This is a genomic window from Pedobacter sp. AC163, from assembly GCF_979258665.1.
Map to the genome: position 1 here is coordinate 2,758,524 of NZ_OZ409872.1, position 25,719 is coordinate 2,784,242.

At 36.7% G+C, this 25,719-nt stretch carries 22 protein-coding genes; all 22 read right to left on the bottom strand.

What is annotated here, in order from left to right; all coding sequences use genetic code 11:
- Nucleotides 1–17: 17 nt before the first annotated feature.
- A complete protein-coding gene (locus ACZZZK_RS11830) occupies nt 18–557 on the bottom strand; it encodes a PglD-related sugar-binding protein (RefSeq protein WP_463484310.1) in 540 nt (179 codons plus the stop codon).
- A gap of 1 nt (nt 558) precedes the next feature.
- The gene (locus tag ACZZZK_RS11835; protein ID WP_463484311.1) at nt 559–1,533 is read right to left on the bottom strand and encodes an MraY family glycosyltransferase; all 975 of its coding nucleotides are present in this window, start codon (nt 1,531–1,533) and stop codon (nt 559–561) included.
- 382 nt (nt 1,534–1,915) lie between these two features.
- Complete coding sequence (locus ACZZZK_RS11840; protein ID WP_463484312.1) at nt 1,916–3,043, bottom strand: mannose-1-phosphate guanylyltransferase; 1,128 nt, start codon at nt 3,041–3,043, stop codon at nt 1,916–1,918.
- The gene (fcl, locus tag ACZZZK_RS11845; RefSeq protein ID WP_463484313.1) at nt 3,030–3,962 is read right to left on the bottom strand and encodes a GDP-L-fucose synthase; all 933 of its coding nucleotides are present in this window, start codon (nt 3,960–3,962) and stop codon (nt 3,030–3,032) included. Before fcl ends, ACZZZK_RS11840 begins: the two co-directional genes overlap by 14 nt.
- Before the next feature lie 98 nt (nt 3,963–4,060).
- Nucleotides 4,061–5,188 (bottom strand): GDP-mannose 4,6-dehydratase, encoded by a 1,128-nt coding sequence (gene gmd / locus ACZZZK_RS11850; protein ID WP_463484314.1) that lies wholly within the window; start codon nt 5,186–5,188, stop codon nt 4,061–4,063.
- Nucleotides 5,185–6,084 carry an NAD-dependent epimerase/dehydratase family protein gene (locus ACZZZK_RS11855; RefSeq protein ID WP_463484315.1) on the bottom strand — a complete coding sequence of 300 codons (900 nt, stop codon included), beginning with the start codon at nt 6,082–6,084 and terminating at the stop codon, nt 5,185–5,187. Before ACZZZK_RS11855 ends, gmd (ACZZZK_RS11850) begins: the two co-directional genes overlap by 4 nt.
- A 2-nt stretch (nt 6,085–6,086) precedes the next feature.
- Nucleotides 6,087–6,833: a glycosyltransferase family 2 protein gene (locus ACZZZK_RS11860; RefSeq protein ID WP_463484316.1), complete on the bottom strand. Its 747-nt coding sequence runs from the start codon at nt 6,831–6,833 to the stop codon at nt 6,087–6,089.
- A complete protein-coding gene (locus tag ACZZZK_RS11865; RefSeq protein WP_463484317.1) occupies nt 6,833–7,879 on the bottom strand; it encodes a glycosyltransferase family 4 protein in 1,047 nt (348 codons plus the stop codon). Before ACZZZK_RS11865 ends, ACZZZK_RS11860 begins: the two co-directional genes overlap by 1 nt.
- Nucleotides 7,876–9,030 (bottom strand): oligosaccharide repeat unit polymerase, encoded by a 1,155-nt coding sequence (locus tag ACZZZK_RS11870; protein WP_463484318.1) that lies wholly within the window; start codon nt 9,028–9,030, stop codon nt 7,876–7,878. The genes ACZZZK_RS11865 and ACZZZK_RS11870 overlap by 4 nt, the downstream gene beginning before the upstream one ends.
- The gene (locus ACZZZK_RS11875; RefSeq protein WP_463484319.1) at nt 9,031–9,852 is read right to left on the bottom strand and encodes a glycosyltransferase family 2 protein; all 822 of its coding nucleotides are present in this window, start codon (nt 9,850–9,852) and stop codon (nt 9,031–9,033) included.
- A 2-nt stretch (nt 9,853–9,854) separates the two neighbouring features.
- Nucleotides 9,855–10,940: a glycosyltransferase WbsX family protein gene (locus tag ACZZZK_RS11880; RefSeq protein ID WP_463484320.1), complete on the bottom strand. Its 1,086-nt coding sequence runs from the start codon at nt 10,938–10,940 to the stop codon at nt 9,855–9,857.
- 61 nt (nt 10,941–11,001) lie between these two features.
- Nucleotides 11,002–12,312, bottom strand: a complete 1,311-nt coding sequence (locus ACZZZK_RS11885; protein WP_463484321.1) for a glycosyltransferase — start codon at nt 12,310–12,312, stop codon at nt 11,002–11,004.
- Nucleotides 12,293–13,651, bottom strand: a complete 1,359-nt coding sequence (locus ACZZZK_RS11890) for a lipopolysaccharide biosynthesis protein (protein ID WP_463484322.1) — start codon at nt 13,649–13,651, stop codon at nt 12,293–12,295. The genes ACZZZK_RS11885 and ACZZZK_RS11890 overlap by 20 nt, the downstream gene beginning before the upstream one ends.
- Nucleotides 13,638–14,789, bottom strand: coding sequence for a dTDP-4-amino-4,6-dideoxygalactose transaminase (rffA, locus tag ACZZZK_RS11895; RefSeq protein WP_463484323.1), 1,152 nt, complete (start codon nt 14,787–14,789; stop codon nt 13,638–13,640). Before rffA ends, ACZZZK_RS11890 begins: the two co-directional genes overlap by 14 nt.
- A gap of 11 nt (nt 14,790–14,800) precedes the next feature.
- Entirely contained in the window at nt 14,801–15,439 is a 639-nt protein-coding gene (locus ACZZZK_RS11900) for an acetyltransferase (protein WP_463484324.1), read from the bottom strand.
- On the bottom strand, nt 15,440–16,075 hold the full coding sequence (locus tag ACZZZK_RS11905) for an HAD family hydrolase (protein WP_463484325.1): 636 nt from the start codon (nt 16,073–16,075) through the stop codon (nt 15,440–15,442).
- A 2-nt stretch (nt 16,076–16,077) separates the two neighbouring features.
- Nucleotides 16,078–17,055, bottom strand: a complete 978-nt coding sequence (locus ACZZZK_RS11910) for an ATP-grasp domain-containing protein (protein ID WP_463484326.1) — start codon at nt 17,053–17,055, stop codon at nt 16,078–16,080.
- Nucleotides 17,040–17,876 carry an NAD-dependent epimerase/dehydratase family protein gene (locus ACZZZK_RS11915; protein ID WP_463484327.1) on the bottom strand — a complete coding sequence of 279 codons (837 nt, stop codon included), beginning with the start codon at nt 17,874–17,876 and terminating at the stop codon, nt 17,040–17,042. Before ACZZZK_RS11915 ends, ACZZZK_RS11910 begins: the two co-directional genes overlap by 16 nt.
- A gap of 14 nt (nt 17,877–17,890) precedes the next feature.
- Nucleotides 17,891–18,922, bottom strand: coding sequence for a Wzz/FepE/Etk N-terminal domain-containing protein (locus tag ACZZZK_RS11920; protein ID WP_463484328.1), 1,032 nt, complete (start codon nt 18,920–18,922; stop codon nt 17,891–17,893).
- A 194-nt stretch (nt 18,923–19,116) separates the two neighbouring features.
- Nucleotides 19,117–21,585, bottom strand: a complete 2,469-nt coding sequence (locus ACZZZK_RS11925; protein WP_463484329.1) for an SLBB domain-containing protein — start codon at nt 21,583–21,585, stop codon at nt 19,117–19,119.
- An 87-nt stretch (nt 21,586–21,672) separates the two neighbouring features.
- Nucleotides 21,673–22,809, bottom strand: a complete 1,137-nt coding sequence (gene gmd, locus ACZZZK_RS11930) for a GDP-mannose 4,6-dehydratase (RefSeq protein WP_463484330.1) — start codon at nt 22,807–22,809, stop codon at nt 21,673–21,675.
- A gap of 639 nt (nt 22,810–23,448) precedes the next feature.
- Nucleotides 23,449–24,729, bottom strand: coding sequence for a nucleotide sugar dehydrogenase (locus tag ACZZZK_RS11935; protein WP_463484331.1), 1,281 nt, complete (start codon nt 24,727–24,729; stop codon nt 23,449–23,451).
- Nucleotides 24,730–25,719 lie beyond the last annotated feature (990 nt).

Sequence of the window (25,719 nt, forward strand, 5' to 3'; positions counted from 1 at the left end):
TAGGCATTTAAAATCAGCTAAAATAAATCTGGCTCCATAATATCAAAAACGGCATCTATAGTGGCCAAACGAGGAATAGCCGTACAAGCTTCAATCGTTACTCCTGCACCAATATTTGCTGCTCCACCAATATAACTATTCGGGTAGATGCTGCAAAAATCGCCAATAATGGCATCATGATCTACGGTTACATTGGCATTGATCACCACGTGTTTTCCAATTACAGCGCCAGATTGTATTACCGCACCCGCCAAAATCACCGTTCCTTCTCCAATCAAAACATCATCCGAAACCGTCGCATCGGGATGAATCAGCACGCCAAATTCATGTACAATATATTGTGTAATCGCTCTTCTAATTTTATTATTCCCGATCCCAATAATCATTTTGGCTTCTGGCATATGGTTTTCGTGATAGGAGACAACAGGCTTGCCAGCCATTTTTTTTAAATCTTCGTTATCATCAAAAAAGTTAGCTACCTGGTCTTGATTTAATCTAATTGCGTCTGCAATCACCCTGGCATGACCGCCTCCACCATAAATTACCCATTTATTCATATCACGACTTCAAATGAAACAATCTTTCTTTTCCCTCTGTTGCAAATCGAACAGTGAGAAATAGAAATCCAGAAGCTCCAAGCAATAACAGTGCCGACCATAGGTGATTACCGACCAAAAAGATAAGAAGTAGATTAATCAATAACTGGATCAACATGTATAGGCCCGAAACGATCAGGTGATTCCATTTGAGTTGGTTGGCTAAATATTGATAAAAGTGACTGCGATGGGCCTCAAATATGTTTTCTTTTCTAATCAGCCTGAAGGCGATGGTACTCACCGCATCTAAGCCATAAAATAACAGTAATAAAATGTAGTTGAAGTTTTCCGTTTGAATAATTAATTGGCCAATCAGGAAGACAATAATAAAAGCAATGCTCACACTGCCCACATCGCCGGCAAAACATTTGGCTTTCTTCCTGAAATTAAAAAAATTGAACACCAATAAGGATAGCGCAATGGTGATTAATAAATCTGAAGAAGTAAAACTGATGACTTTTTCATTGATGTAATATAGCGTAGCAACAGCCATTAAACTATAACCACCGGTAATGCCATTGATGCCATCCATAAAATTATAGGCATTGATCGTCCCAATCACAAAGATCAGAGCAAATGGAATCCAATACCAGGCCAGCCCGAAAAGACCCCATTGATAAAACATCAATAATACCGCAATTAAATGAATGCTGAGCCTCACCTTGTTATTTAGCGTAAAGATATCATCGAGGAAACTGATTAAACTAATCAACACCAATCCCAGTATAAAATAAGGAAACGCAAAACCGAAGCAGAAAAAAGAGATCATCGCTGCCAGACTAAAGATAATTCCGCCGCCACGAATGGTGACCGAAGTATGTGAACTGCGGTGATTGGGTTTATCAATGATATTGAATCGATCGGCGATTTGGAAATAGCCAAGCTCCAGTGCAAATAAGGCAACCAATATAATTAAAGCAGATAGATATGTAGTCATAATTTATAATGGCGAAGATAATAATTATTACACATAAGCCTACTTCATAATGTATTTTCGAACTCACCTTCACCGATTTCACATCTGTAGTATAGGGAGGAAATTTGTACAAATTAGCGATAAACCTCACCCTATCAATTTAGTGCTTGTACTAAACTAGCAACAATCCCTCTCGTTGAAGAGAGGGAAAGAAAGGATACTGGTTGTCCTACCGTTTAAACCCATTATTACCGTCTTTTCGAACGAGCATTGCGAGGAGAAATCTCATCATGTTGTCCAGAACTTGACTTTAGTATAGTGTAATTGGTTTTTATTAAATCACAATCACTCTATATTAAATAAAATTGGATTATCACCCCTCTAAAAAAGTAACACAGCACATTTACCTAAAATCATTTCCAAAATCTGCCACCATTTGTCCAGCTACTTGTTTAATTTCTTGTTCATCAGATTTTGGATAGATCAACAAAACCTTACCATCATCAACTACAATAAAATTCGTTAATCCCTTAATTACCGCAGCTTTGCCAGCAGGTAACTGAATTAAACAATCTTCCGTGGCTGTAATATTTATTTGGGCACAACTAATCGCATTGTTATTTTGATCTTTTTCGGCCACGCCATGTAAGGATGCCCAGGTGCCTAAATCCGACCAGCCAATATCGGCCGGGATCGTATAAACATTGTCTGCCTTTTCCATAATGGCGTAGTCAATAGAGATATTGGGAGCTGAAGGATAATGTTCCAGGATGAAATTGCTCTCTTCTGCTGTATTATAATAGTCATCACCTGCTTCAAATAAAGCCGCTATTTCTGGAGCATAACTTGCAAAAGCATTTTTTATTGCTTTTGCTGACCAAATAAAAATACCTGCATTCCATACGTAATCTCCACTTGTTAAATAAGCTTGCGCTTTTTCAAGCGAGGGTTTTTCCATAAAAGCAGTTACTTTTCTTATCTCCGCTCCTTGCTCCTTGCTCCCTAATCCTTGCTCCTCAGCCTTTACTTCTTGCTCTTGAATAAACTTGATATACCCATAACCTGTATCCGGCCTTGTAGGGCTAATCCCCAAAGTAATCAATGCTTCATTACTGGCCGCATAATCTAAGCCTTGCGCTACCTTCTGCAAAAACACATCTTCTTTCAAAATCAAATGATCCGAAGGTGCCACCAATATATTGGCTTGAGGATTGCTTTTTGAGATTTTGTAACTGGCGTAGGCAATACAGGGCGCTGTATTATTGCGACTTGGTTCTAATAAAATGTTTTGCTCTAAAATAGTTGGCAATTGTTCCTTTACTAAACCCGCATAATCGGAATTGGTTAAAATATAAATCTGCTCATTCGGGCAAATAGTTAAAAACCGTTCGTAGGTCAGCTGCAACAAGGATTTGCCCAAGCCTAAAATATCGATGAATTGTTTGGGAAAATGATTTCGGCTTTTGGGCCAAAAGCGTGAACCGACACCGCCGGCCATAATCAGAATATGGGTATTATTATTGCCAGTCATTATTTTTTACTTCGTTATATACTTTTTGTATGCCTTCCTTTAATGAGGTACTTGCTTTCCAGCCCATTGCATTAAGCTTACTTACATCCATCAATTTCCTTGGCGTACCGTCTGGCTTAGTTGTGTCTGTTAGAATCTCCCCCTCAAATCCCACTATCTCCTTTACCAACCTAGCTAAATCCAGGATTGATACGTCTTCACCCACACCAATATTCACCAAGCCAGGCTCATTGTAGTGATTCATTAAATACACACAGGCTTCTGCTAAATCGTCGGCGTGTAAGAACTCCCGTTTCGGTGTTCCTGTACCCCAGATGGTTACACTTTGATCTTTGTTTTGCTTAGCTACAATAAACTTACGTAACATTGCAGGCAATACATGTGAATTGTTTAAATCATAATTGTCATTTGGGCCGTAAAGATTGGTCGGCATCACAGATACAAAATTGCAGCCATACTGGTCACGATAGGCGTCGCACATTTTGATGCCCGCAATCTTCGCAATCGCATAAGGCTCATTGGTGGGTTCCAGCTCGCCAGTTAATAAATATTCTTCTTTCAATGGCTGGGGTGCCATCTTCGGATAAATGCAGGATGAACCTAAAAACATCAATTTAGAGACATTGCTAAGGTAGGCCTGATGAATCACATTATTTTGGATCATCAGGTTTTCATATAAAAAATCCGCCCGGTAGGTATTATTGGCCACAATACCACCCACCTTTGCGGCCGCCAAAAATACATAATCTGGTTTTTCGGTTTTGAAAAATTCAGCTACAGCTAAAGCGTCTCTCAAATCTAATTCTTTAGATGTGCGAGTGACAATGTTGTCAAAACCCTGGCTTTCGAGGTTACGCAAGATAGCAGAACCCACCATTCCGCGGTGGCCGGCAATATAAATTTTATCTGTTTTATTCATTCTTTGATTCTTCATTGCCAGAGCGTGCTCCGATTCATCGGAGAAGAATGACAGCACGCTCCTATTTCTCGGGAAAGCAACCTCCTTTTATAGAATTCTTACTCAAATTGGTTCTTAACACTATAGCCTGCTGCTTTTAGCATCAGTTCTTTTTTGAAATGAGTGACATCAGCAGCCATCATGTCTTCCACCAGCCCTGCTAAATCATATTGAGGTTTCCAACCTAATTTAGTTTTTGATTTGGTTGGGTCTCCAATCAATAAATCAACCTCCGTAGGCCTAAAGTAAGCAGGGTCAACAGCCACTACTTCTTTACCTATTTTAAGTTGATAATCTGCACTGGCACAAGAAATCACATAGGCTCTTTCTTCTACACCCGTTCCTTTAAACTCCAGTTCTACCCCAACCTGCTGGAAAGACATTTTTACGAAATCCCTTACTGAGGTGGTCACACCAGTAGCAATCACATAATCTTCAGGAACATCTTGTTGTAAAATCAACCACATCGCCTCTACATAATCTTTCGCATGTCCCCAATCGCGTAGCGCATCTAGATTACCTAAGAATAATTTATCCTGCAAACCTAAGGCAATTTTAGCAGTAGCTCTGGTAATTTTACGCGTAACAAAGGTTTCACCTCTTAACGGACTTTCATGGTTAAATAAAATACCATTACAGGCAAACATATTGTAAGCTTCGCGGTAGTTTTTAGTAATCCAGAAGCCATAGATCTTAGCTACTCCGTATGGAGAACGTGGATAAAATGGTGAATTTTCATCATAAAAACCTTGCGCATTTTTATTTTCAGGCATTCCGCCATACAATTCAGAAGTAGAGGCCTGATAAATTCTCGTTTTCTTTTCCAAACCTAAAATTCTAACGGCTTCCAATATCCTTAAGGTACCAATACCATCCACATTCGCCACATATTCTGGTGAATCGAAGGAAACCTTCACATGACTCATGGCGCCTAAGTTGTAGATTTCATCTGGCTGTACTTCTTGCACGATTCGAATCAGATTAGTAGAATCAGTTAAATCGCCATAATGTAATTTAAACTTCACATTATTTTCATGTGGATCCTGGTATAAATGATCGATCCGGTCTGTATTGAATAATGAACTACGGCGTTTAACCCCGTGAACCTCATATCCTTTTTTTAATAATAAATCTGCAAGGTAGGCACCATCCTGCCCCGTTATTCCTGTTATTAATGCTATTTTCATCTATTTATATTATTCCATCCAGTTAGCACTGGTTTGGGGTTCCAATTTAAGTCTTTTTTTGCTTTTGAATCATCGAAAGTGAGATCTGATATTATTTTTCCCATTTTTCTCGAATTAATTGGCGCTTTATTGCCCAATAAATCTCCAAACTTTGCCATAATATTTGCAGCCCAAAATGGGAGATTCATGCCGGCCGCCTTGCCAATCTTTTTAGCGATTGAAGATGATAATTCTGCAAATGTGGGGTGATAGCCATCTGTAAGATTAAATATACCTCCAATCTTTGCTACTTCAGGAATAATTTTAGCAACATCTTCTGCAAGCACCATGCTTTTTTTTGCGCTACCTCCAGCAATGTTAAAATAATAACCTTTTGTAATACCCTTAATCATCGCACCTAAGTTACCTGGTGGATTATTTCCAACCAAAAGGGGCAACCTCAATATGGTGCAAACTACATGTTTTTCACTGCACCAATCTTGTATTAATTTTTCCGCCTGAATTTTACTTTGTCCGTAAGGGTCGCTAGCATTTAAAGGATGATTTTCAGTGATCATCGTTCCACTTTCCTTGCCATAAACAGCAACAGTACTGATGAAAACAAAAGATCTGGGTAAGCTTGAAGCTAATTCTAACCCTTTTAATAAATTGGCAGTTCCAGTGAGATTTACCTCAAAGAAAGCTTGTTTCTCTAATTCGGTTTTAGGAACAGAGTGCGCCTTGCCTGCACAATGTACAATCAAATCAGCTGGTGGTAAATCTGGGATTGCCTTTGCTAAGTCAACATTCAAATCAGCTCCGCTCCTTGAAATCGTTATAATCTCATAATCATTAGAAAGTTCGGAATTAATATGTGTGCCTAAAAAGCCTCGAGCACCTGTTATAATAATTCTCATTATCAAAAAAATTGAGCTATTCTTTTCAACATTCTCAGTGGCATTAAAAATATTGGGATATTAAAGCCATTTTGTTGCCACGCTTTCATAATCTCTTTGTTGCCATTTATGATGTTACTGATATTTTTATTAGTAGCCCCTCCTAAACGCATTTTAACCATTAGCCTGGGATAATAGATAGATCGAAAGTTAAATTTTTTCATCACGCGAAACATGAATTCATAATCTGCAGCTAATTTAAATTTAAGATCAAATGAACCCGCCTCCTTATAAACATTCTTTTTCAGAAATAATGCTGGATGCGGGGGCACGTAACCATGCTCAAAAAATCGAGGATAATATGGTTTAGATTTCCATTTTCTTACCACTTGATTTACATTATCCTGCTTGACATAAACTAAATCTCCATATACAATATCACATGCGGTATCTCGCTTAAACATGGAAATTACGTCACTTAAAACATGTTCATCTTGGTATAAATCATCAGAGTTTAAGATGCCAATGATATCGCCGCTAGCCGCATTTATCCCCTTGTTCATGGCATCATATAAGCCCTTATCTGGCTCAGAAATAAAAACACTTATCTTTTCAGCATACTTATTTATGATAGTAGTTGTATTATCTGAAGATTTTCCGTCAATAATGACATACTCAACGTCTTCATATGTTTGAGATAAAACAGAGGTTATAGCATCCTCAATTGTAAGTTCGTTGTTATAAACGACTGTTATTATTGAAATTTTCATTAATTATATAAATCTTGATAAACCTTCAGTGTTTCTTGATAACATCGATCCCATGAAAATTTTCGTGCCTGAATAAATCCTTTTGTAATGATGTCTTCTCTTGTCAATTCAATCGTTTCAAGTGCTTCCTTAAAATCCTGAATGTTTAGTTGATCTACCAAGATACCGGCATCACCTGCTACTTCAGGGATAGCCGATTTATTTAAAGCAATAAAGGGAGTACCGCTGCGCATGGCTTCCAATATTGGAATACCGAATCCTTCGTAAGATGATGGATATAATAATGCAAATGCATTATTATAAATCCTATTGAGTACTGAATTGTCTATATTAACCTCCAGGGACCATCGACCAGGAACTTTTTTCTCTAAAAGTTCAATTTCTTTTCTATTTAAAGGAGCACCCACTATTTTTAACTGAAACTGATCTACTTTTTCGAGTAACTCTATGCAAAAATTAAAATTTTTATAATGTTCACGAGAACCAATAAATAATAAATAGGGTTTAATAGCTACATTTTTTGCTTCCTTTTCTAAGGGGAAAAACTCATCGGATGCTCCGTTATAAATTACGGTAATTTTTGAAGGATTAATATGGGGATGTAATTCCAGCAAATCTTTCTTTGTATTGTTTGATATTGCTATGATATGATTTGCCTGGTTAATTGCTTTCGTTTTTTGATATGCGTGAAGAAAGCGACGAATTCCACTATAAAATTTTTCGTGTACAAAATCGTGTACTGTACAAACTTGTAGCGCTTGTTTGTTGTTCGTAAAGGTGTTATAGCTAGAATGAAAGATAAATTTATCAGATTCATTTGAAAGAGAAACTATTTTAAATCTATCAATTAATCTTATTTTACCCCTTTGAATGATATTTTCATTTGGTATATCAAGAGTTTCTCGAACGATATTATTACTGTCAAACTCCAGAAATTTTAATTTGAAATTATTAGCTAACAACCTCACAGATAGTTCTCTCCAATATGTGGATATGCCTCCAGCTTTTTGTAGCGTGAAAACGATGTTGTCCATAACAATTTTCATACTTTAACAGATTTTATTTTAATAAATTTGGAAAGTGCTATAGTAACCACTATCAACAACCAAAATTCCATTCCTCTAATAAACGGTACAGTAATAAATGTTGCAATGCAAAATAGCAATACAAAATAAAACCCTGTGTAGAATCTATTACCTTGCTTTCTCAAGATTTCCACACAGCGCAAAAAATAACCAAAAAGTGGATAAAAGATTAAACAAAGGTAGCCAAAATCCATATAAAGATAGGAGTTGAAATATTGAGCAGGATTCCAAACCCAATTTTTAGGTTCAGTTGAACTTATCTCAACACCAAAAAATTTACCGATAAATCCTAGGGGTGATAGGAAGGTTTGAAGCCCATATGAAAATTCATTTTGACTATCAAGTACCAGCTGGTAGTTTACTAAACTTAGCTTAAAATAAACAATCAAAAAATCGCCAAATCCTGAATCGGACATCCTTGATGCAGTGATAAAACCACCCAACATCAAAATTCCTGCAAAGACGATAATAAATTTAAGAGAGACTTTGCGCTTAAGCAGATTTGTATATAACTGTACGATCAAAATCGCCATTATTGTTAATCGATCTAATGAAAACACTACTTTCACGACAGCACATAGAAGAGCAAAAGTGCTTAATCGCTTTAGCTTTTTCAACGTAATTTCATCAAATTTATAAAAACTTAGAAAAGCCGAAGTAATTAAATAAACGCCAAGCGGGCAGTAGTTCAGCATCTTAAATACTCCTCCAAGTCCTCCGTCTCCTGCTTCCTGTCTAATACCTGCAACCGCATCATCGCGGGCCGCCAACTGCATCAAATATTCCTGAGGTGAAATTATGCTTCCTACTGTTAAAATTGAGGTAATTAGGCCAATAATAGTTAATAAGCTTCCCACTATAAAAAATCCTTGCTTTAAATAGGTTATATCGCTTTCCTTTCGAACTTTTTTTTTGATTGTCAATGAAATTTTCTTTCTAAATGAATAACCAATAGACACCAACACTATTGCTAAAAAATGAAGTATTAATGCATTTTGTATATGGTAATTATCACCGATAATCTCATCTTTTTGCATAGCAAAAATAAACACAACTAATTGCGAAATAACAAAGATGCTATATAAGGCATTATTCTTTACGAAGTTTTTCATCTATCGAATTACAATTCCCATAAGTAAACCCAAAAATTCGGATAGATAATATCTACTTTTACTTCTATTTATAAAGAAAAAATATGGTATTGCCAATGCAACCATAAAAAGTCTTTTAAAATATTTTTGATAGAACTTATGCTTAAAACATAGCTTAGCAAAGCCACAACGGTAGCTAAAAACCCGTCTCACTTCTGACTCTGATGAATGATTTAAGATTTTATTGGGATGATAGAAAATGATTTTATCAGAATATACTAAATCTTTTCCATCATTCAACAATCTCAAAACTAGATCATATGCTTCTTCCGCACCATGAAATGTACCTACCCCCAAGGTTTCATCATATTTATAATCTAACATAATTTGTCGTTTTGCAAACATGGTTGCTTCAACAAACATATTCTCGTGAAATTGTAAAGTGAGTGTATGTTCTCCTTTAGCAAAAGCTATTACACTGTCCTCTCCATACTCATCAACGCATTTACCGAAAACTACATCATGCTGCTCAACTTTTTCAAGCGCAATGTCAATAGTGTTATCCATAAACTTGCAGTCATCATCAGGAAAACATAGATACTGCCCCTGTGAATGTAGTATACCAACATTTCTGGCGTTAGATGCGCCTCTTGCCTCCGTTTTGATATGGTTTATCTTTAAATCACCTTTATAATTTTTAATGACAATACTTAGTGCGTCTGACACATTTTGATCTACAATTATGATCTCAATTAGTTCTGGCTTCTCAAATCTGATTGATTCTAATAAGTCGGCTATCTCTGTTGAGCGTCCTTTTGTAGCAACGATTATGGATAATAACATCTTTAGCGAATTATATTTTTCTTTAATACTTCCAAAAATGCTTTACCCCATTTTATATCAGGCTCCATATAGTTTCCCTCAGCCCATTCATTCCATGACTTAATAAAAATAATTTTTCTCTCCTCTTCTTTATGCTCAATTACTTCTAACACATCTTTAACATGCTTATCAAAAAGTTCAGGTGTAACGTTTGTCATTACCAGCCCTTCCCTACCGCTCCGGGCAGAATGATCCCAACCGGGGATAATACTTGGAAAAACATCCTTATTACTATCTATTGATGGCTCAATAAAATATTTAGACATTATTTTATATGGATAAGCAAGGGGTACGCCCCTTAAAATCTTATTCAACCTTCCCATTATTTTCGTAGTTAATGAACGATGATTAGCTAAATAATTATCTAATCTTACGGTATTAACTGAATCAAAACCTAAATCAAGTATCTGTTGTGCGCTATATTTATGATCGTTACAATGACCAACAAAATGTATTCCATTCAAACCGTGTTCAAGAGCAAGCTTACGCCATGTGTCCATGAAAAGAGTAACCTTTTCATCCCCAAAGGGCTTATAGATCATAAATAGCGGTTTTCCATCCACTTCAATATACCTTTTATCCTTAAACGCAGGCAGCACTTTCATAAAATGGGCCGTAAAATCAGCTACGCCAGGATATTTTTGCTCTATCAGGATATTTCTATTTTTGAGGCCGTGAACAAACCCTTTCCAGGTTTCATTAGCCCAGGCAAGGCAAAATGGAAAATCTGGCTCCCCTGATTCAAGAACCTCATTAAATGGCCGTTCTATAAGCTGTTTACCTTCCCCAAACCAATAATGCCAATAACAAAAGCCTGCAACGCCATACTCTCTAGCCATATCAGCTTGCGCTTTTCTTGCTTCAGGAACGCGAAGATCATAGTAACCCAGGTCGGCGGGCAACCGCGGCTGGTAGTGCCCCTTAAATAAAGGCTTCGCTTTGGCAACGTTGCTCCATTCGGTAAAGCCTTTACCCCACCACAAGTCATTTTCTGGGATTGGGTGATATTGAGGAAGGTATATGGCGATTATCTTGGCTTTCGTTTTCATTATAATGCTATTAAATATTACTAATTACTTAAAAAATACTTCACTTAAAAAACTCAAACGATTAATCCTTATTTTGATTAAGGCTATCATACCCCTTAAGTATGTATTTTCTAAATCCCTCATACGACGAACGTTGTAAAGATTCATTTCTACAGAACTCCTGCATGATCTTCAATTCATCATCAGACCTTGTTAATAAATGAATAATTCCATCACTGAAATCATTACAATCTGCATACCTTGCTAAATAACCAGTATTAGGATTCAGGACATCACAAGCTGTTCCTATTGCAAAAGCAACAGATGGAGTGCCACACATAAGTGCCTGATTTAACATCATCGGCCCAGCATCTTCGATGCTAGGACTTAAAAAGACATCTGCCAAAGCATAGAATTCAGCTAACTTTCCAAAGTCTAAGTAGCCAGTATAATGCGTTGCAAAACCTTCTAATCCGGTGATTTTATCACCTGTCCCAGCAATCACCAGCATCAGATTTTCAACTAAATCAGGCCTTTTAGCTAAAAGCAGTTGTAACGAATTTACAAGTTGGCCAGCTCCTTTTCTAGGATCATTTACACCAAGGGACCCAAAGAACAGTATTTTTTTATTCGAAAAATTATGCTGCGATTTTAAAATACCTTTATCACGAGGTTTAAACACAAGCTCATCAACTATTGGGTATACCAAGCCTATCTTTTTAAATAGCTTTGACTTATTGGCATGGCTATTTTGCCAGGTGTTGCCTAAAAATATGCAATTAATTTGAGAAAGCATTTCCCGTTTTAGAATCATATTTTTATCAGTACGATCAGCTAACGGAAAAGGTTGCAGACCAGGACAATTGCCACAACCCACTTCTAGCCTATTACAATCCCAAAAATAACTACAACCTCCTGTCATTGGGTACATATCTGCTGCAACTAATAATAATGGCGTTTTGTACTGCAAATAAATCTGATTCAAAGACACTGAATTAAGTAAGCCCTGCCAAAAGAACACTAAAATAAAATCGTAGTTCTTCTCAATCTTATTTAAAATCCGTTTAGGATTGACTGGCGGTTTTTCTTCATTTAAACCAAAAAAATAGTAAGGTAGTGCATTTGACTCTTTTGGTTTAATTAAAAAATTGCTAAAATATGTCAGTTGCCTTTTCAAAAACCGAATTCCTGAATGAAACAAAGCTTCATACTTATTGAATGCGGAATATACAGTCAAATCATCTATAGCCAGCGGATACTTAGTTAGTACATCAACAAAGTAATCATTCCCAAGTGATCTACAAATATCTTTAATCATTTTTGAAGAGCCATCTTTGGAAAGAAAACTGCTTAATATCAAGATGTTTTTTTTATTATCTATTCCAGATTCCATTTGTATCGTTATTAAATAACTTTTTTAATTGTAGGGGCCCTATCCAGGATATTAAAATCGCCAGAAGTATTTGGGAAAATACCACTCCACTTAACCCCCAATATCTACAAAGCAAAATAGTTAAAGGAATGTTCAAAATTCCAACTGTCACAGAGGCAATCATCTGAACCCTAATTTTGCCAAAACCATAGATTAATGTAGAATGAAGCGAATTCCACATATTTATGATCTGCCAAATTCCCATTAATGCGGTTAATATAAACGGTATTGATACTGCGTTACCAAACCAGACCGAGTAAATAAATGGCGAGGCAATAACAAGAATAATAGCCCCAATTACAAAAAACGAAAAAACTTTATACAGTTTACGTGTTTCAGCTTTCATCCAATTAAAATCTTTTAGTACTCGAGCTTCGATAAATGCGCTCCAAAAGGGTGCCAGTATAATACTAAAAAACATTCCAATTATTGTCAAGTATTTATAAGCCAGATTGTAGACAGTAACATTTAGTGGATCTAATGTCTTGGTTATGATAATGTTGTTTGTTTCATAATAGATAATGGAGATCACTTGAAGAATAAAAAAGCTTAACCCAACATTCATTAAACTTTTTGCGTGTTTGAAATTTATAAGTCCAAACTTCGGAGCATAGGTTTTCAAGGATGTGACGTATAGATAAATGGAAAACGCAATCAATACTGCTGAATTAACCACACCTGTAAGCAAACTCAAATTCAATATTGAACCCGCAGTGAATCTGGACATGATAAATATTCCTATAAGCACCATCAATTGACTTATCACATTTATTAATGATGTGATTACTGGTTTTTGAATCGCTGACAATATGGTGTTGATTAAGCCTAATACGAACTGAAAGGCGAAAGTTGTAACCACAATCAACATAACATAAAAGAAATCTTTATTTTGGATTCCTTTCACATTTAAGAACTTGGCCCAATCAATAAAGTTGGAACCAACTATGGCTAACAGCCAGATAATCGAGATAATAATTGCCAAAACAGCATAAATGGTACTTACATAAATCCTTGCTAATTTGTGCTTTCCATGAGTTACTGCCTCAACAAATTTATTCTTTAGTCCATTTCCAAAACCAATATCAAAAAAACTTAGCCAGCCAATTATGGAAGAAATAGTAATCCAAACCCCGTATTGATAAGGCGAAATATAGTTGATAGTCAAGGGCACAATTACTAAGCTGAGTAAAATGCTAATCCCTTTAAGCATAATAGACCCTAAAACATTGACCTGAATTTTTTTTGAACGATCGTTACCTTTAAAGCCGCCGAGCAAGGAATTTATCTTATCCCTTAACATCTTCAAATGTTAGCGCTAAGCAATCAAAAATCTTATCCAGATCCTCAAAATTTAGTTCATAAAATAGGGGTAAACGTACCAGACATTCCGTAAAATTATCTGAATTTGGGAGAATCCTACCGGCATCATGTTTATGAGCATAATATTCACTTGAGTGCAGAGATAAATAATGAAAAACTGCATGAAATCCATTGTCCTTTAACGAACTGATTAACTTATCCCTTGTTTCTCCATTAACACACGTCAGATAAAACATGTGTCCATTTTTAGTAGCATAATTTGGGACTTCAGGCAGCGCAAACTTTTGAATATTCAATTTGCTTAAACCATCATAATAATAATTCCACAAGCTTACTCTTCTTTCCTGAATCATTGATAGATTCTCAATCTGCGCCCAAAGAAATGCGGCAATTATCTCCGAAGGTAAGAACGATGAACCTGTGTCAACCCATCCATACTTATTAACTTCGCCTCTAAAAAATTCTGCTCTATTGGTTCCTTTTTCCCAAATAATTTCCGCTCTGGATATAAATCTTTCATCATTAATTGCCAGCATCCCTCCTTCGCCCGATACTATATTTTTAGTTTCATGAAAGGAGAAGGCTGCAAAGTGGCCTATCGAACCAAGTGCTCTTTTCTCCCCTAATTTATTAATATAAAAGCTATCAATGGCTTGAGCAGCATCTTCAATTACTAATAGATTATACTTCTCTGCTAACTCCATTATTTTATCCATATCGCAAGCCACTCCTGCATAGTGAACCGGGACTATTGCTTTCGTGCGAGTAGTAATTAAATCCTCAATTTTGTCTGCATCAATATTTGGATTATTGGCATATGAATCAGCAAATACAATTTTAGCGCCTTGACGAACAAACGCAATCGCCGTTGAAACGAAAGTAAAACTAGGAACAATTACCTCATCACCCTCTTTAATGTTTGCCAAAATAGCTGCCATTTCAAGTGCATCAGTACAAGATGTTGTGAGCAGCACTTTTTTGAAATGATATTGTTCTTCAAAAAAAGCTTGGCATTTTTGAGTATATTTTCCATTACCTGAGATCTTGCCCGAATTTACAGCATCATAGATGTAATGAGTTTCTTTGCCTGTTAAATAAGGCTTATTAAATGGTATCATTTTATAATATATTATATATTCTCTCTAATAAATCTTACTGGGTTACCCACATATAGCCCTGCTCTTTCGATATTTTTTATAACTAAGCCAGCCCCACCAATTTGGGTGTTACACTTAATTGATAAGTTGTCAATTATTGTGGAGTTGATTCCTAAAACACACATTTCTTCAATATTAACAAAACCGGCTATAGCCACTCTGGGAGACAAGAAACAGTTTTCACCGATTCTACTATCATGCGCAATAGTACATGCTATATTTAAGATTGTATTACACCCCACAATTACGTTTGTGTCTAATATACATTTTGGGTAGATTACACACCCCGAATTAACAATAACAGTATCATCTAAATAACAAGAAGAATGTATAATTTTCCCAAATGGCACTTTCTGCTTAAACATATCAAATATTGATTTTCTTATTTGAATGTGTTTGTAACCTATACCAATAATTAATTCATCAAAACTATTTTTCGAATACTCTTCAATGACGTTTTCTGATCTTCCGATAATCTTAAACCCATTAATCTCACTACTTTTTTCCATGTCATCAAAAAAAACAACTTGACCGTAGTGATTATCATTTATTGCAAAGTGAGCAATTTGCTGGCCTAAATCTCCTGCTCCAATTATCGCGAGTTTTTTCATTTAAATATTATCCAATATTTCTTTTAAACTTGTTATTTTGAATCTGGATGTTGAATAAAAGTTGTCTCTATCAATTAACAAACTTTCTATTCCTAATTTAGTTGCAGGCTCAATATCTAACTTGATAGAGTCGCCAATATATAATACTTCACTTGCCATGCAACCGATGGCGTCAAGTGTTTTTGCATAAAACTCTAAATTTGGCTTTGCAATACCTAATTCTTCTGACACTAAAATATTTTTAAATATTGGGCCAAAGAAATTGTTGATTTTCTCTTTAAGAGAACTGTTAAAATTTGATATAATGCCGATTGGCAAAGCAATGTCATCTAAAATATTAGTATCCGAGAATTTCTCCCATGGTAAATAAGTACAGTTTGCAAAAATGTTACTTAAAATTTCTTCGTTTGGAACAATCCCCAAAGCCCGTAACAATTCTGAATTAAAGTGTTGATAAAATTTTTCATCTGTACGGTCAGGAAAGTGTATTATTTCAGAAACCATCTTATGCTTAAATTTTAGCTCGCTTAAATCGATCGAATAGCCACAACTTGTCAATGATAAACTTAACTTTTCAAATAAGCTCGGCTTACCCAAAAGTGTGCCTGCAACATCAAATAAAATATACTTAATCATTTCTAATAAATTATATGTTTAGCTGAGCTATTGTTTAGGCTATTTTCATCTGTAGCTCCTGGGTATACTATATCTAGCAGAATTCGAGTAGAGATTCCTTTAATTGCATTTGCTACATCTGGTTCCTCATTAAAAAGATATTCTTGGACAGTGTATACTACATCTTGAAACCCGAGATTATGTCTGATTGAATTTGTACCTGATATCCTGCAATTAACTTCGAAAGGAACAATTTCGCCACGATCTGTAACTATAGATTGTACGTTGAAACTTCCTCTTAATCCTTTTAATTGGATCATCTTATTTGCTATCTTTTTTAACTCCTCATCATATTCAAATATAACTTTCGATTTAGAGGTCGTACCATTTGTCAGCTCCCGTTCCATAGTGAAAAGAGCGTGTAGAATGTTTTCTTTAGTTACATACACCGCTGTGGTAATTTCTTTACCCTTAATTAATGGTTGAATCAAATAATTAGCAGGTAATTTGTTTGGTTCATCCGGATTGATTAATATGCCTCTGGAACCTCGGCCTTCTCGCGGTTTCGCGATAATATCCTTTTCTGAAAAATCGTAATCTGATGGTGTCCAAGATTTAGCGAAGGGTATGTCGTTTTTAGTATGGTATAGATAAGTCTCATATTTATCTAAGTATATCTTGGTAGTTTCAGGATCACTTGCAGCGATTGTTGCATTTATGCTATTTCTATTTAAAGACAAAAAGTAAATCTCGTAATCTGTCGAAGGAATTACTAAATCAACTTTTTCATCATTGATGATTTTTATAATTGTAGGTATATACTCACTCTCAAATGAGTATGGTACTTGAAATGTTTTATCACAAAGATAATTTCCAGGAGTAAAAGAAGCTATATCAACCCCTATTAACTTGATATCTGGATATTTATCCTTAATGTTCCTCAATATTCCCTGCCCCACATTCCCACCAATTCCTGTTACCAGTACTATCTTATTTTCCATGCAATATATTGTTGTATTACTGTATCTAACTCTCTTTTTGGCTCCCAATTTAGGTCATTTAACGTGAGGTCATTCTTGTATTTAAACGAATAAGATTTGTCTTCATTTACAAACTCTATATTTGCGCCTGTGTACTCACAAATTATTTTCGCTAGTTCCAAATTTGAATAATGTCTTTTTGATACTCCAAGGAGCAATTTATTCTTCAATGAATCTCGATTCTTAATTATCAAAAATATATATTTTACTACATCATCTACGTGCACGTAATTCTGAACCCTCTCCCCATTTCCCCATACTTGTATCGATTTTTTAGTTAATGCCTGACTGATATAGTTAGGAATAATTGTATTTTCCTTCATACCAATCCCATAAACAGAGGAAAGCCTCAATATTGAATGCTTTTTCCGTTGGCTGACGATTTTCTCAGCCCATAATTTTGAAATTGCATAATCCGATTGTGGGTTAATACGCGAATGTTCTGAAATAAAATTAGAATTTAGATCATAGACCGACACCGTTGAAATATAAATAAAAAATGCATTTTCAAACTTATCTACAAGACGTTTGGTTAAATCAACATTTACTTTGAATAACTCGTCAATAGAAAGAGAAACAGTTCCCGAAGAAATGGCTGCATGACACATAATAACAATATCTATATCTAGATCTAAAGAATCCAACTCTTCTGACGAGAATACCTCAATCTCATTCATTGATGACTTACTTCTTCCTAATCCGAAAATATTATAATCTTCATGTAAAAGTGCAGTAAGCGCTTTACCTAAGAAACCATTTATTCCAGATATAAGTATGTTCATTAGTTTATCAAATATTATTTTATTGTGTCACTCACAAACTTCTTCAAAATCAAAACGATTATTATCATTATGCCTGCCAAAAATGCTCCAATAATCAATCCTTTAATCTTTCCAAACTTAGCTACACTTAGGGGGTAAATCGGTTGATCTATCACTTGAATTAGTGGTGTTTCTTTCAAAAGGCCCATTTTGGAAAGCTCAAGGTTTTGAAGTAATGCCCCGAGTACAGATTTATTAGTTTCAGCCGAAAACTGTGCTTTTTGTGAGGGTGCAATCCTTTGTACTTGTCTTGTCGGATTTAAATTCGGCGTCGCATCGGCAACAGCAACGGCTGAATAAATTGCCCCGTTCATTACATTCCTAACAGAATCTGTTTTATGTTGTAATATTTTAACATTTTGAATTGCCTTCTTAGTTTTTGTATTGATGAAGAATTCATTTACATTCTTTACTAACGCATCATTAAATGCTTTAGCGAAAATCTCGTCAGGAGCCTTCACATCAACTTGTATGATATTTAATTTCTTATCAGGCTTAATTACATTGAGATATTTTTTGTTTAAATCATCGATGAACGATCCTAATAAACTGTCCCGCAATCTATTGGGTATCAATGCGCCATATTGATCATTTTTAAGTGGAAAGCTAACATCTATCAATTTTGGTGTTTTTTTCCATTTGCTTCTTAAATCATTTATTTCAATGTAGCGATCGACTAGCAATTGTTGTTTCCCTGACACCTCGATGGAAGTGAGTAAGGTTTCTTGCAACATGGTTCTCGACTTATATAAACCAAGAATATTATCACCTTGGAAAATTCCACCACCCCCACCTCCAAGATCTACTCCTGCCATGGATGCTAATCCAGCTAAATTGCCTAAGCCACCTCCACCCTTCTCTTCTTCTAATACGAAGGTTGTGGTCGCCGTGTAAATTGGCTTCTTCATTATTGAATAAAGGAATCCCAGGCCGGCTCCGATTAAGATAAAGATTAAGATGATTACCCATTTTGATAACAGGTAGCGATACCATTCACGAAACTTCATGATAACCTGTTTAAGGGTGATTTCGCTGTTATCTAAATTAATATTATCCTGGCTAGATGTGGTCATTTGTATTCTTTGTTATTTTTTTTACTCAAGCGATTAACATAAAATATGCCTTACACGCACCATTAATCAGATGACTATTTTGTAGGTGGCCTATTATCTCTCGATACATGAGAAAGTTTTACAATTATCTATCTTAATAAACTCACAATTATGGCTCCTAGAGAGGCGACGGCAGTGCCTATCCCAATCCAACTCTGCGCTGTCATACGCTCACGCTCCGCACGCTTTGGCACCAATACTTCAGCTCCTGGTTTAATTTTAGGATTATTGTTAAAAAACAAAAACTTACCCACTGCAGCTGCTGAACCGTTTGGATATTTAACATATACCCCAGATTTTCTTGCACTAGAAGTATAGCCTCCAGCACCGTTGATATACTGTCTTAAACTTTTTCCCGGCATATATACAATGCTGTTTGGATTTAAGACTTCCCCAGTTACTTTAACCGTTTGTAAGGTTTTCGGTACCCGGATAATATCGCCATCTTCTACAATCAAATCCAACCTCGTTAGCGAATCTTTTAATATTTTGACTAAATTGATGCCTACCAAATCACTTTGAATCAATTTCTGCTCTACCTCCGCAGCTACGGTATCCCGTACTCCTGATTCTCTCGCTCTTTTCAGGTTTAGAAATTTCTTGTCCTCTTCATCCCGGTCATTGATGGCATTCTTATCATTTGGATTTACTTTTTGCGCCCCTGGTCTTTTGAGTGATGCACCGTCAGGATAGGCGGAAGAGGTTAAGCCCCCGGCACGCCTGATCAGTTCCGAGATTCGCTCATCCTTCCGAATAATGGTGTAGGTACCCGGATATACCACCTCGCCCTCTAATTTCACTTGTTTCTGTACGGTATAACCTTCTGCATTCCTGATTGTAATAATGTCAAAAGGTTTTAGCATAAAAGGTTCACCTACCAAGCGTAAATTCTGGTCTACATTCACAATAAACAACTCCGCAGTCCTTGCAGAAGGTGCAGTGGCGTCACTATTCCTTACCCTTCTTGAAATTTCAATGCGATTAGGCGTCGCTCCTTCTTTGAAACCACCAGCCAACTGAATCACCGATTCTAAAGTCATACTATCCGCATACTCAAAGGTACTTGGCGCTCTTACTTCACCTTGAATGGTCACTTTGTACTCATCCCTAAGATCCAATATGGAGGAAATCGTAATCTTATCTTCCCTTTGCAGTGGAATATCGGTTTCTGTACCAGCAATAATTTTAGCGACATCAAAAGAGATCAGCGCCTGTGTATTGTCAATATTCAGCCTGTTGATATATCCCCTATTTAAAAAAGCTTCTTCTCTCAAACCGTCTGCCTTGTTAATTAAAGCACGCAAAGTAAGCCCATTTGACAACTCGTAAACGCCCGGACGGAATACCGCACCTATTATCTCTACCCTGTTAGCAAAACGGTCCAGGATCGCCTCCACCACAAATTTGTCGCCATTTTTAGGTAAATAGGCGTTCAGTTCAGCAGCAGATATATCTATAATTTTACGGTCGCGATCTGTATTCTGGAAGGCTTTAATTTTGGCTGTATAAGCTTGAGTGGTAAAACCACCCGCAAAATCGATCACATCCTTTAATGTTTCGTTTTTGGCCACCTCAAATAAAGCAGACCGTTTTACCTCACCCGTAATCTCCACTCTTTTCTCAAATACCGGAACATTGATTACATCCTGATCCTGCAAGCGGATATTGCCTTGCTGAATTCCCCTCAAAAGAAAATCATATACATCAATCGTGGCAACTACCTTATTATTCCGAATCAACTGAATATTTCTAAATGAACCGTTTTGTGCTGGGCCACCAGAAGCGTAAAGTGCATTATAAACCGTTGATAGCGAAGATAAAGTATAAGTGCCAGGTTTAACTACCTGCCCAGTCATGATAATTTTGATACTCCTGATATTGCCCAAATTAACTGCTACACTTGTCCTTCCTGACCGTAAAGAAGGATAGGTAGAAGACAGTGCAGAACGAATTTTAGAAGTGGCTTGCTCAATGGTTAGGCCAGCAACCGCAATCCTGCCCACATATTGAAGGGAAATAACGCCATCAGGACTCACAGGTAAATCGTAACTAGCCTCGTTATCGCCGTTCAAATCGATTAATAGCCGATCATCAGGACCTATAATGTAACTTTTCGGAGTCGCTATGCGAAGATTGGGTTCGAATGTGATGGTTCCGTTGCGAAACAATTCTGCGCCAAATATTTTCGGGGCTATTTCGTCATCAGTTTCTTTTTTTTCGTTACTGATCTCACCACCCCCTGTTGATTCGCTCATTTCGCGACCTGTAGAAACCGCCTTGGCATCGGTTTGTACGGCAGAGGCAGTGCCTTGCTTTTTCACTTTCTCTACCCGAAGCCTTAATTTCTGTACCTCATCGGATTTCATGCCTTGCGCCGCAGCTAACTGCTCTAGTTGGGCATCAGAATATCCGATAGATTCGGCTTTTTTAATCATTTGCAAGATTTGCGCATCAGAGAGTTCATCTACCTTTACATTTGCATAATTTTGTGCATAAGCACTAATGCTAAACGTAAGGAAAGAGATGGCTAGAATTAATAATTTTATACTTTGTTTCATATTGATCCGATTTGATCGGCATTCATCCGGAAATTACTTTCCTCTTTTTATTATTTGTTTGGATATATTATTTGTCGACTTTGTTGGCTACTCAAAATAATTTAAGGTATTATAGCCCGCTTGCTTTAAATGTTCATCTTTTTTCATCAAGGCTAAATCGGCTTGCATCATATCCTTAACTAGTGCTTCCAAATCATACTTCGGTTGCCATCCTAATTTTGTCTTTGATTTGGTCGGATCGCCCAATAAAAGATCTACTTCTGTTGGCCTGAAATATTTTGGATCGACTTTAACCACCGTTGTACCTAAAAACAATTTTGCGGGATCAAGGCCTAACTGGCTTACCAATTCTGTGTCTACTCCGATAATCACCCCTTTTTCATTTTCATCCTTGCCGCTGAACTCAATTTCTATGCCAAGCTCGGCAAAACTCATGCGTACGAAATCACGAACGGTAGTAGTTACCCCTGTCGCAATTACAAAATCTTCTGCTTGCTCTTGTTGGAGAATCAGCCACATTGCCTCGATATAATCTTTAGCATGGCCCCAATCGCGTTGAGCAGAAAGGTTGCCTAAGTATAAGCAGTTTTGCAAGCCTAAAGCAATCTTGGCAGCAGCCCTGGTAATTTTCCTGGTCACAAATGTTTCTCCACGCAACGGACTCTCATGATTAAACAGGATTCCATTGCAGGCAAACATATTGTAAGCTTCCCTGTAATTGACCGTGATCCAATAGGCATACATCTTTGCCACTGCATAAGGAGAACGTGGATAAAATGGGGTAGTTTCACTTTGAGGAACCGCCTGTACCAAGCCGTATAATTCGGACGTACTGGCCTGATAGATTTTGGTCTTTTTCTCTAAGCCTAAAATCCTAACCGCTTCCAGCAAACGTAAAGTACCAATTCCGTCGGCATTGGCCGTATATTCTGGCATCTCGAAACTCACCTGTACATGGCTCATCGCCGCCAGGTTATAAATCTCATCGGGCTGCGTTTCCTGAACAATCCGAATCAGATTGGTTGAATCGGTTAAATCGCCATAGTGCAACTTGAAATGAACATTGTTTTCGTGCTGGTCCTGATAGAGATGATCGATTCGATCAGTGTTAAATAAAGATGAACGTCTTTTAATACCGTGAACAAAATAGCCTTTTTTGAGCAGAAACTCTGCCAGGTAAGCACCATCTTGTCCAGTAACGCCAGTAATAAGGGCAACCTTCATAAATTATTCCATAGATTTTTGAGCATGCAAACATACGGAAAATATTTATAGGTAACGAAAATGTCAATATTGATGTAGTCTTTTTTAGTAGCTAACTACAGACTGAACGATTCTATTACTAATATTCCTTCGTGAATGAAGGTTTCAAATCTCATCCCAATATCAAATAATACTCCTAAACGATAACTTGGATTCTCTCTACAAGGAAAGACCTCAGATACTTAATTGGAACAGAATTGGTACAAAAATAAAGTACTGGAAGATAAAAAACATTCGATAGCAAAGAGGCGAAAAGCAAATAAGCTACTTAAAAGATTGTTTCTAATGCTGTCAAGATGACGATTGGCCGAGGGGATTTATTGAAATGGAGTTTATGATAGAAGATTGTTTAAAAAGAGCAGCAATTGGATAAACCAAATTATATGACCTATGTCAATATATGGTTTGAAAATTAAAAGAACTTTCCTAACAATAGATTTCTCCGATACGGTCAGCATGGCGATCTATTGAATTAGGCGGGATGCTATTGCCGTCATGAGCTCCCTCTCTTTAAGGAGAGGGCGGGGGGTGAGGTTGAACCTCGCTCATACCCTTATTCCAGAAAGATCTCCCCTTTCGTTGAAAAGACGATTAGTTTATCTACAGCCTCGCATCCACCAACTCGCGGTCAATAAAAGATTTTGTATCGAAAATGATTGCGCCATCTTTTTTCATTTTGGCGTAGTCGATTGTTAAGAACTGCTGGTGAGCAACTGCAATAATCACGGCATGGTATTGCTTAAACTCTTCTTTTTCAATCAGATCAATTCCATATTCAAGTTTAACCGTTTCTTTGTTTGCCCAGGGATCACATACATCAACATCAATTTTAAATTCCCGAAGTTCGTTGTAAATATCGATCACTTTAGTGTTCCTGATATCCGGACAGTTTTCCTTAAAGGCAAAACCTAAAATGAGGACTTTTGTTCCATTTACAATCCCACTATTTGCGATAATCAGTTTAATGACCTTATTCGCTACAAATAGCCCCATATTATCATTCACTCGTCTGCCAGAAAGGATAACCTCTGGTTTGTAACCCATCGCTTCAGATTTATGTGCGAGGTAGTAAGGATCAACGCCAATGCAATGACCGCCTACAAGTCCAGGTTTGTAAGTTAAAAAATTCCATTTGGTAGCAGCTGCGGCAAGAACATCTGAGGTATCGATGTTCATTTTATCGAAAATCAAGGCCAGCTCATTTACAAATGAAATATTGACATCACGTTGTGCATTCTCAATCGCTTTTGATGCTTCAGCTACTTTAATGCTTGGTGCTAAATGCGTTCCAGCGGTAATGATGGAAGCATAAAGTTCATCTATCTCTAACGCTATTTCAGGATTTGAACCAGATGTAACTTTTTTTATTTTAGTGAGCGTATTAATTTTATCACCTGGATTGATGCGTTCCGGAGAATAACCACAAAAGAAATCGATATTGTATTTTAAACCTGAATACTGCTCGAGCACAGGAACGCAATCTTCCTCTGTGCAGCCAGGATAAACCGTTGATTCGTATACAACAATATCATTTTTCTTCAAGATTCCAGCAATCATTTTACTTGCGGACAGCAGTGGCTCCAGATTGGGCTGTTTTAAATGATCAATTGGGGTTGGAACGGTGACAATAAATACATTGCAATCTTCAATATCCACTAATGCATTGCTTAATTTCAAACCATAGTTGCCTTCGAACCCAAGAACGTTTTTTAAATCAATCAGATTCGCTTCATTGGTTGCATCTGTCAGACTTTTCAAAGATGAAACACGATCGGAATTAGTATCGAATCCAATAACCTTATATTTTTTAGCAAATTCAATGGCTAAAGGCAGGCCGACGTAACCCAGTCCAATAACGGCTATAGACTTATCATGATTCATATTGATGCGATGCCGCCAAAGATATAGAATTTAACAGGTGTTCCAAAGATTTAATCACTGTGATGCATATCAAAATTCAAGGACTTGAGGATAAAACACAGCAAGAATTAGCGGAAAAATAGTCCGTATTGAAAATGCCTTAGAGATTTCCTCAGAAAGATCTCTCCACTGCGGTCGAGAGGACGATTTGGCGAGGGGATTATGTGGTGAAAAAGATTCCTTAAGCAACAGATCCCCAGTCAAGCTCAGGATGACGATCTGGTGAGCAGATTGATTTTTAAAGGATTTTTCCAAAGATGAATAATTGTGTAAACCAAACTCTTGTGTCCTATATTTTTATATGGTTCAAAATTAACGTAAAGTATATAACCATATAGGGATATAGATCATATAGTGAGGCACAATTTCCATAAACCTATATGTCCAATATTTCTATATGGTTTAAATATCCGAAAGGATTTCCTTGGAAAAAAATCTCTCCATTGCTGTCGAGAGGACGATTGGTGGAGGATTTTATGATATAAAATTAATTATAAAGATCAACAATCGGACTAATCAAACTATATAGCCTATATGGTTTAAAAACAAAAGGATTGCTTCTCTAAAAGAGTGGATTGTTGCGGCAGGCAAGCGATGACGATTTATTGAGTTAAGCAGGATACTATTGCCGTCATGGGCTCCCTCTCTTCAAGGAGAGGCCGGGGGGGAGGTTAAACCTTGCTCCTGCCTTGATTTCAGAAAGACCCATCGCTGTGGTAGAGATCACGATTTGGCGACGAAATTAAATTCCGAAAAAGGCGCCTTCACAACAGATCCTCAGTCAAGCTGAGGATGACGGCTTTGCAAGGAGGATTGATAGTTAAAGGATAAATGATTGAGTAAACCAACCCTATATGGCCTATATTTCTCATATGGTTTAAATATCCGATAAGATTTCCTTAAAAAAAGATCTCTCCACTACGGTCGAGAGGACGATTGGTGGAGGATTTT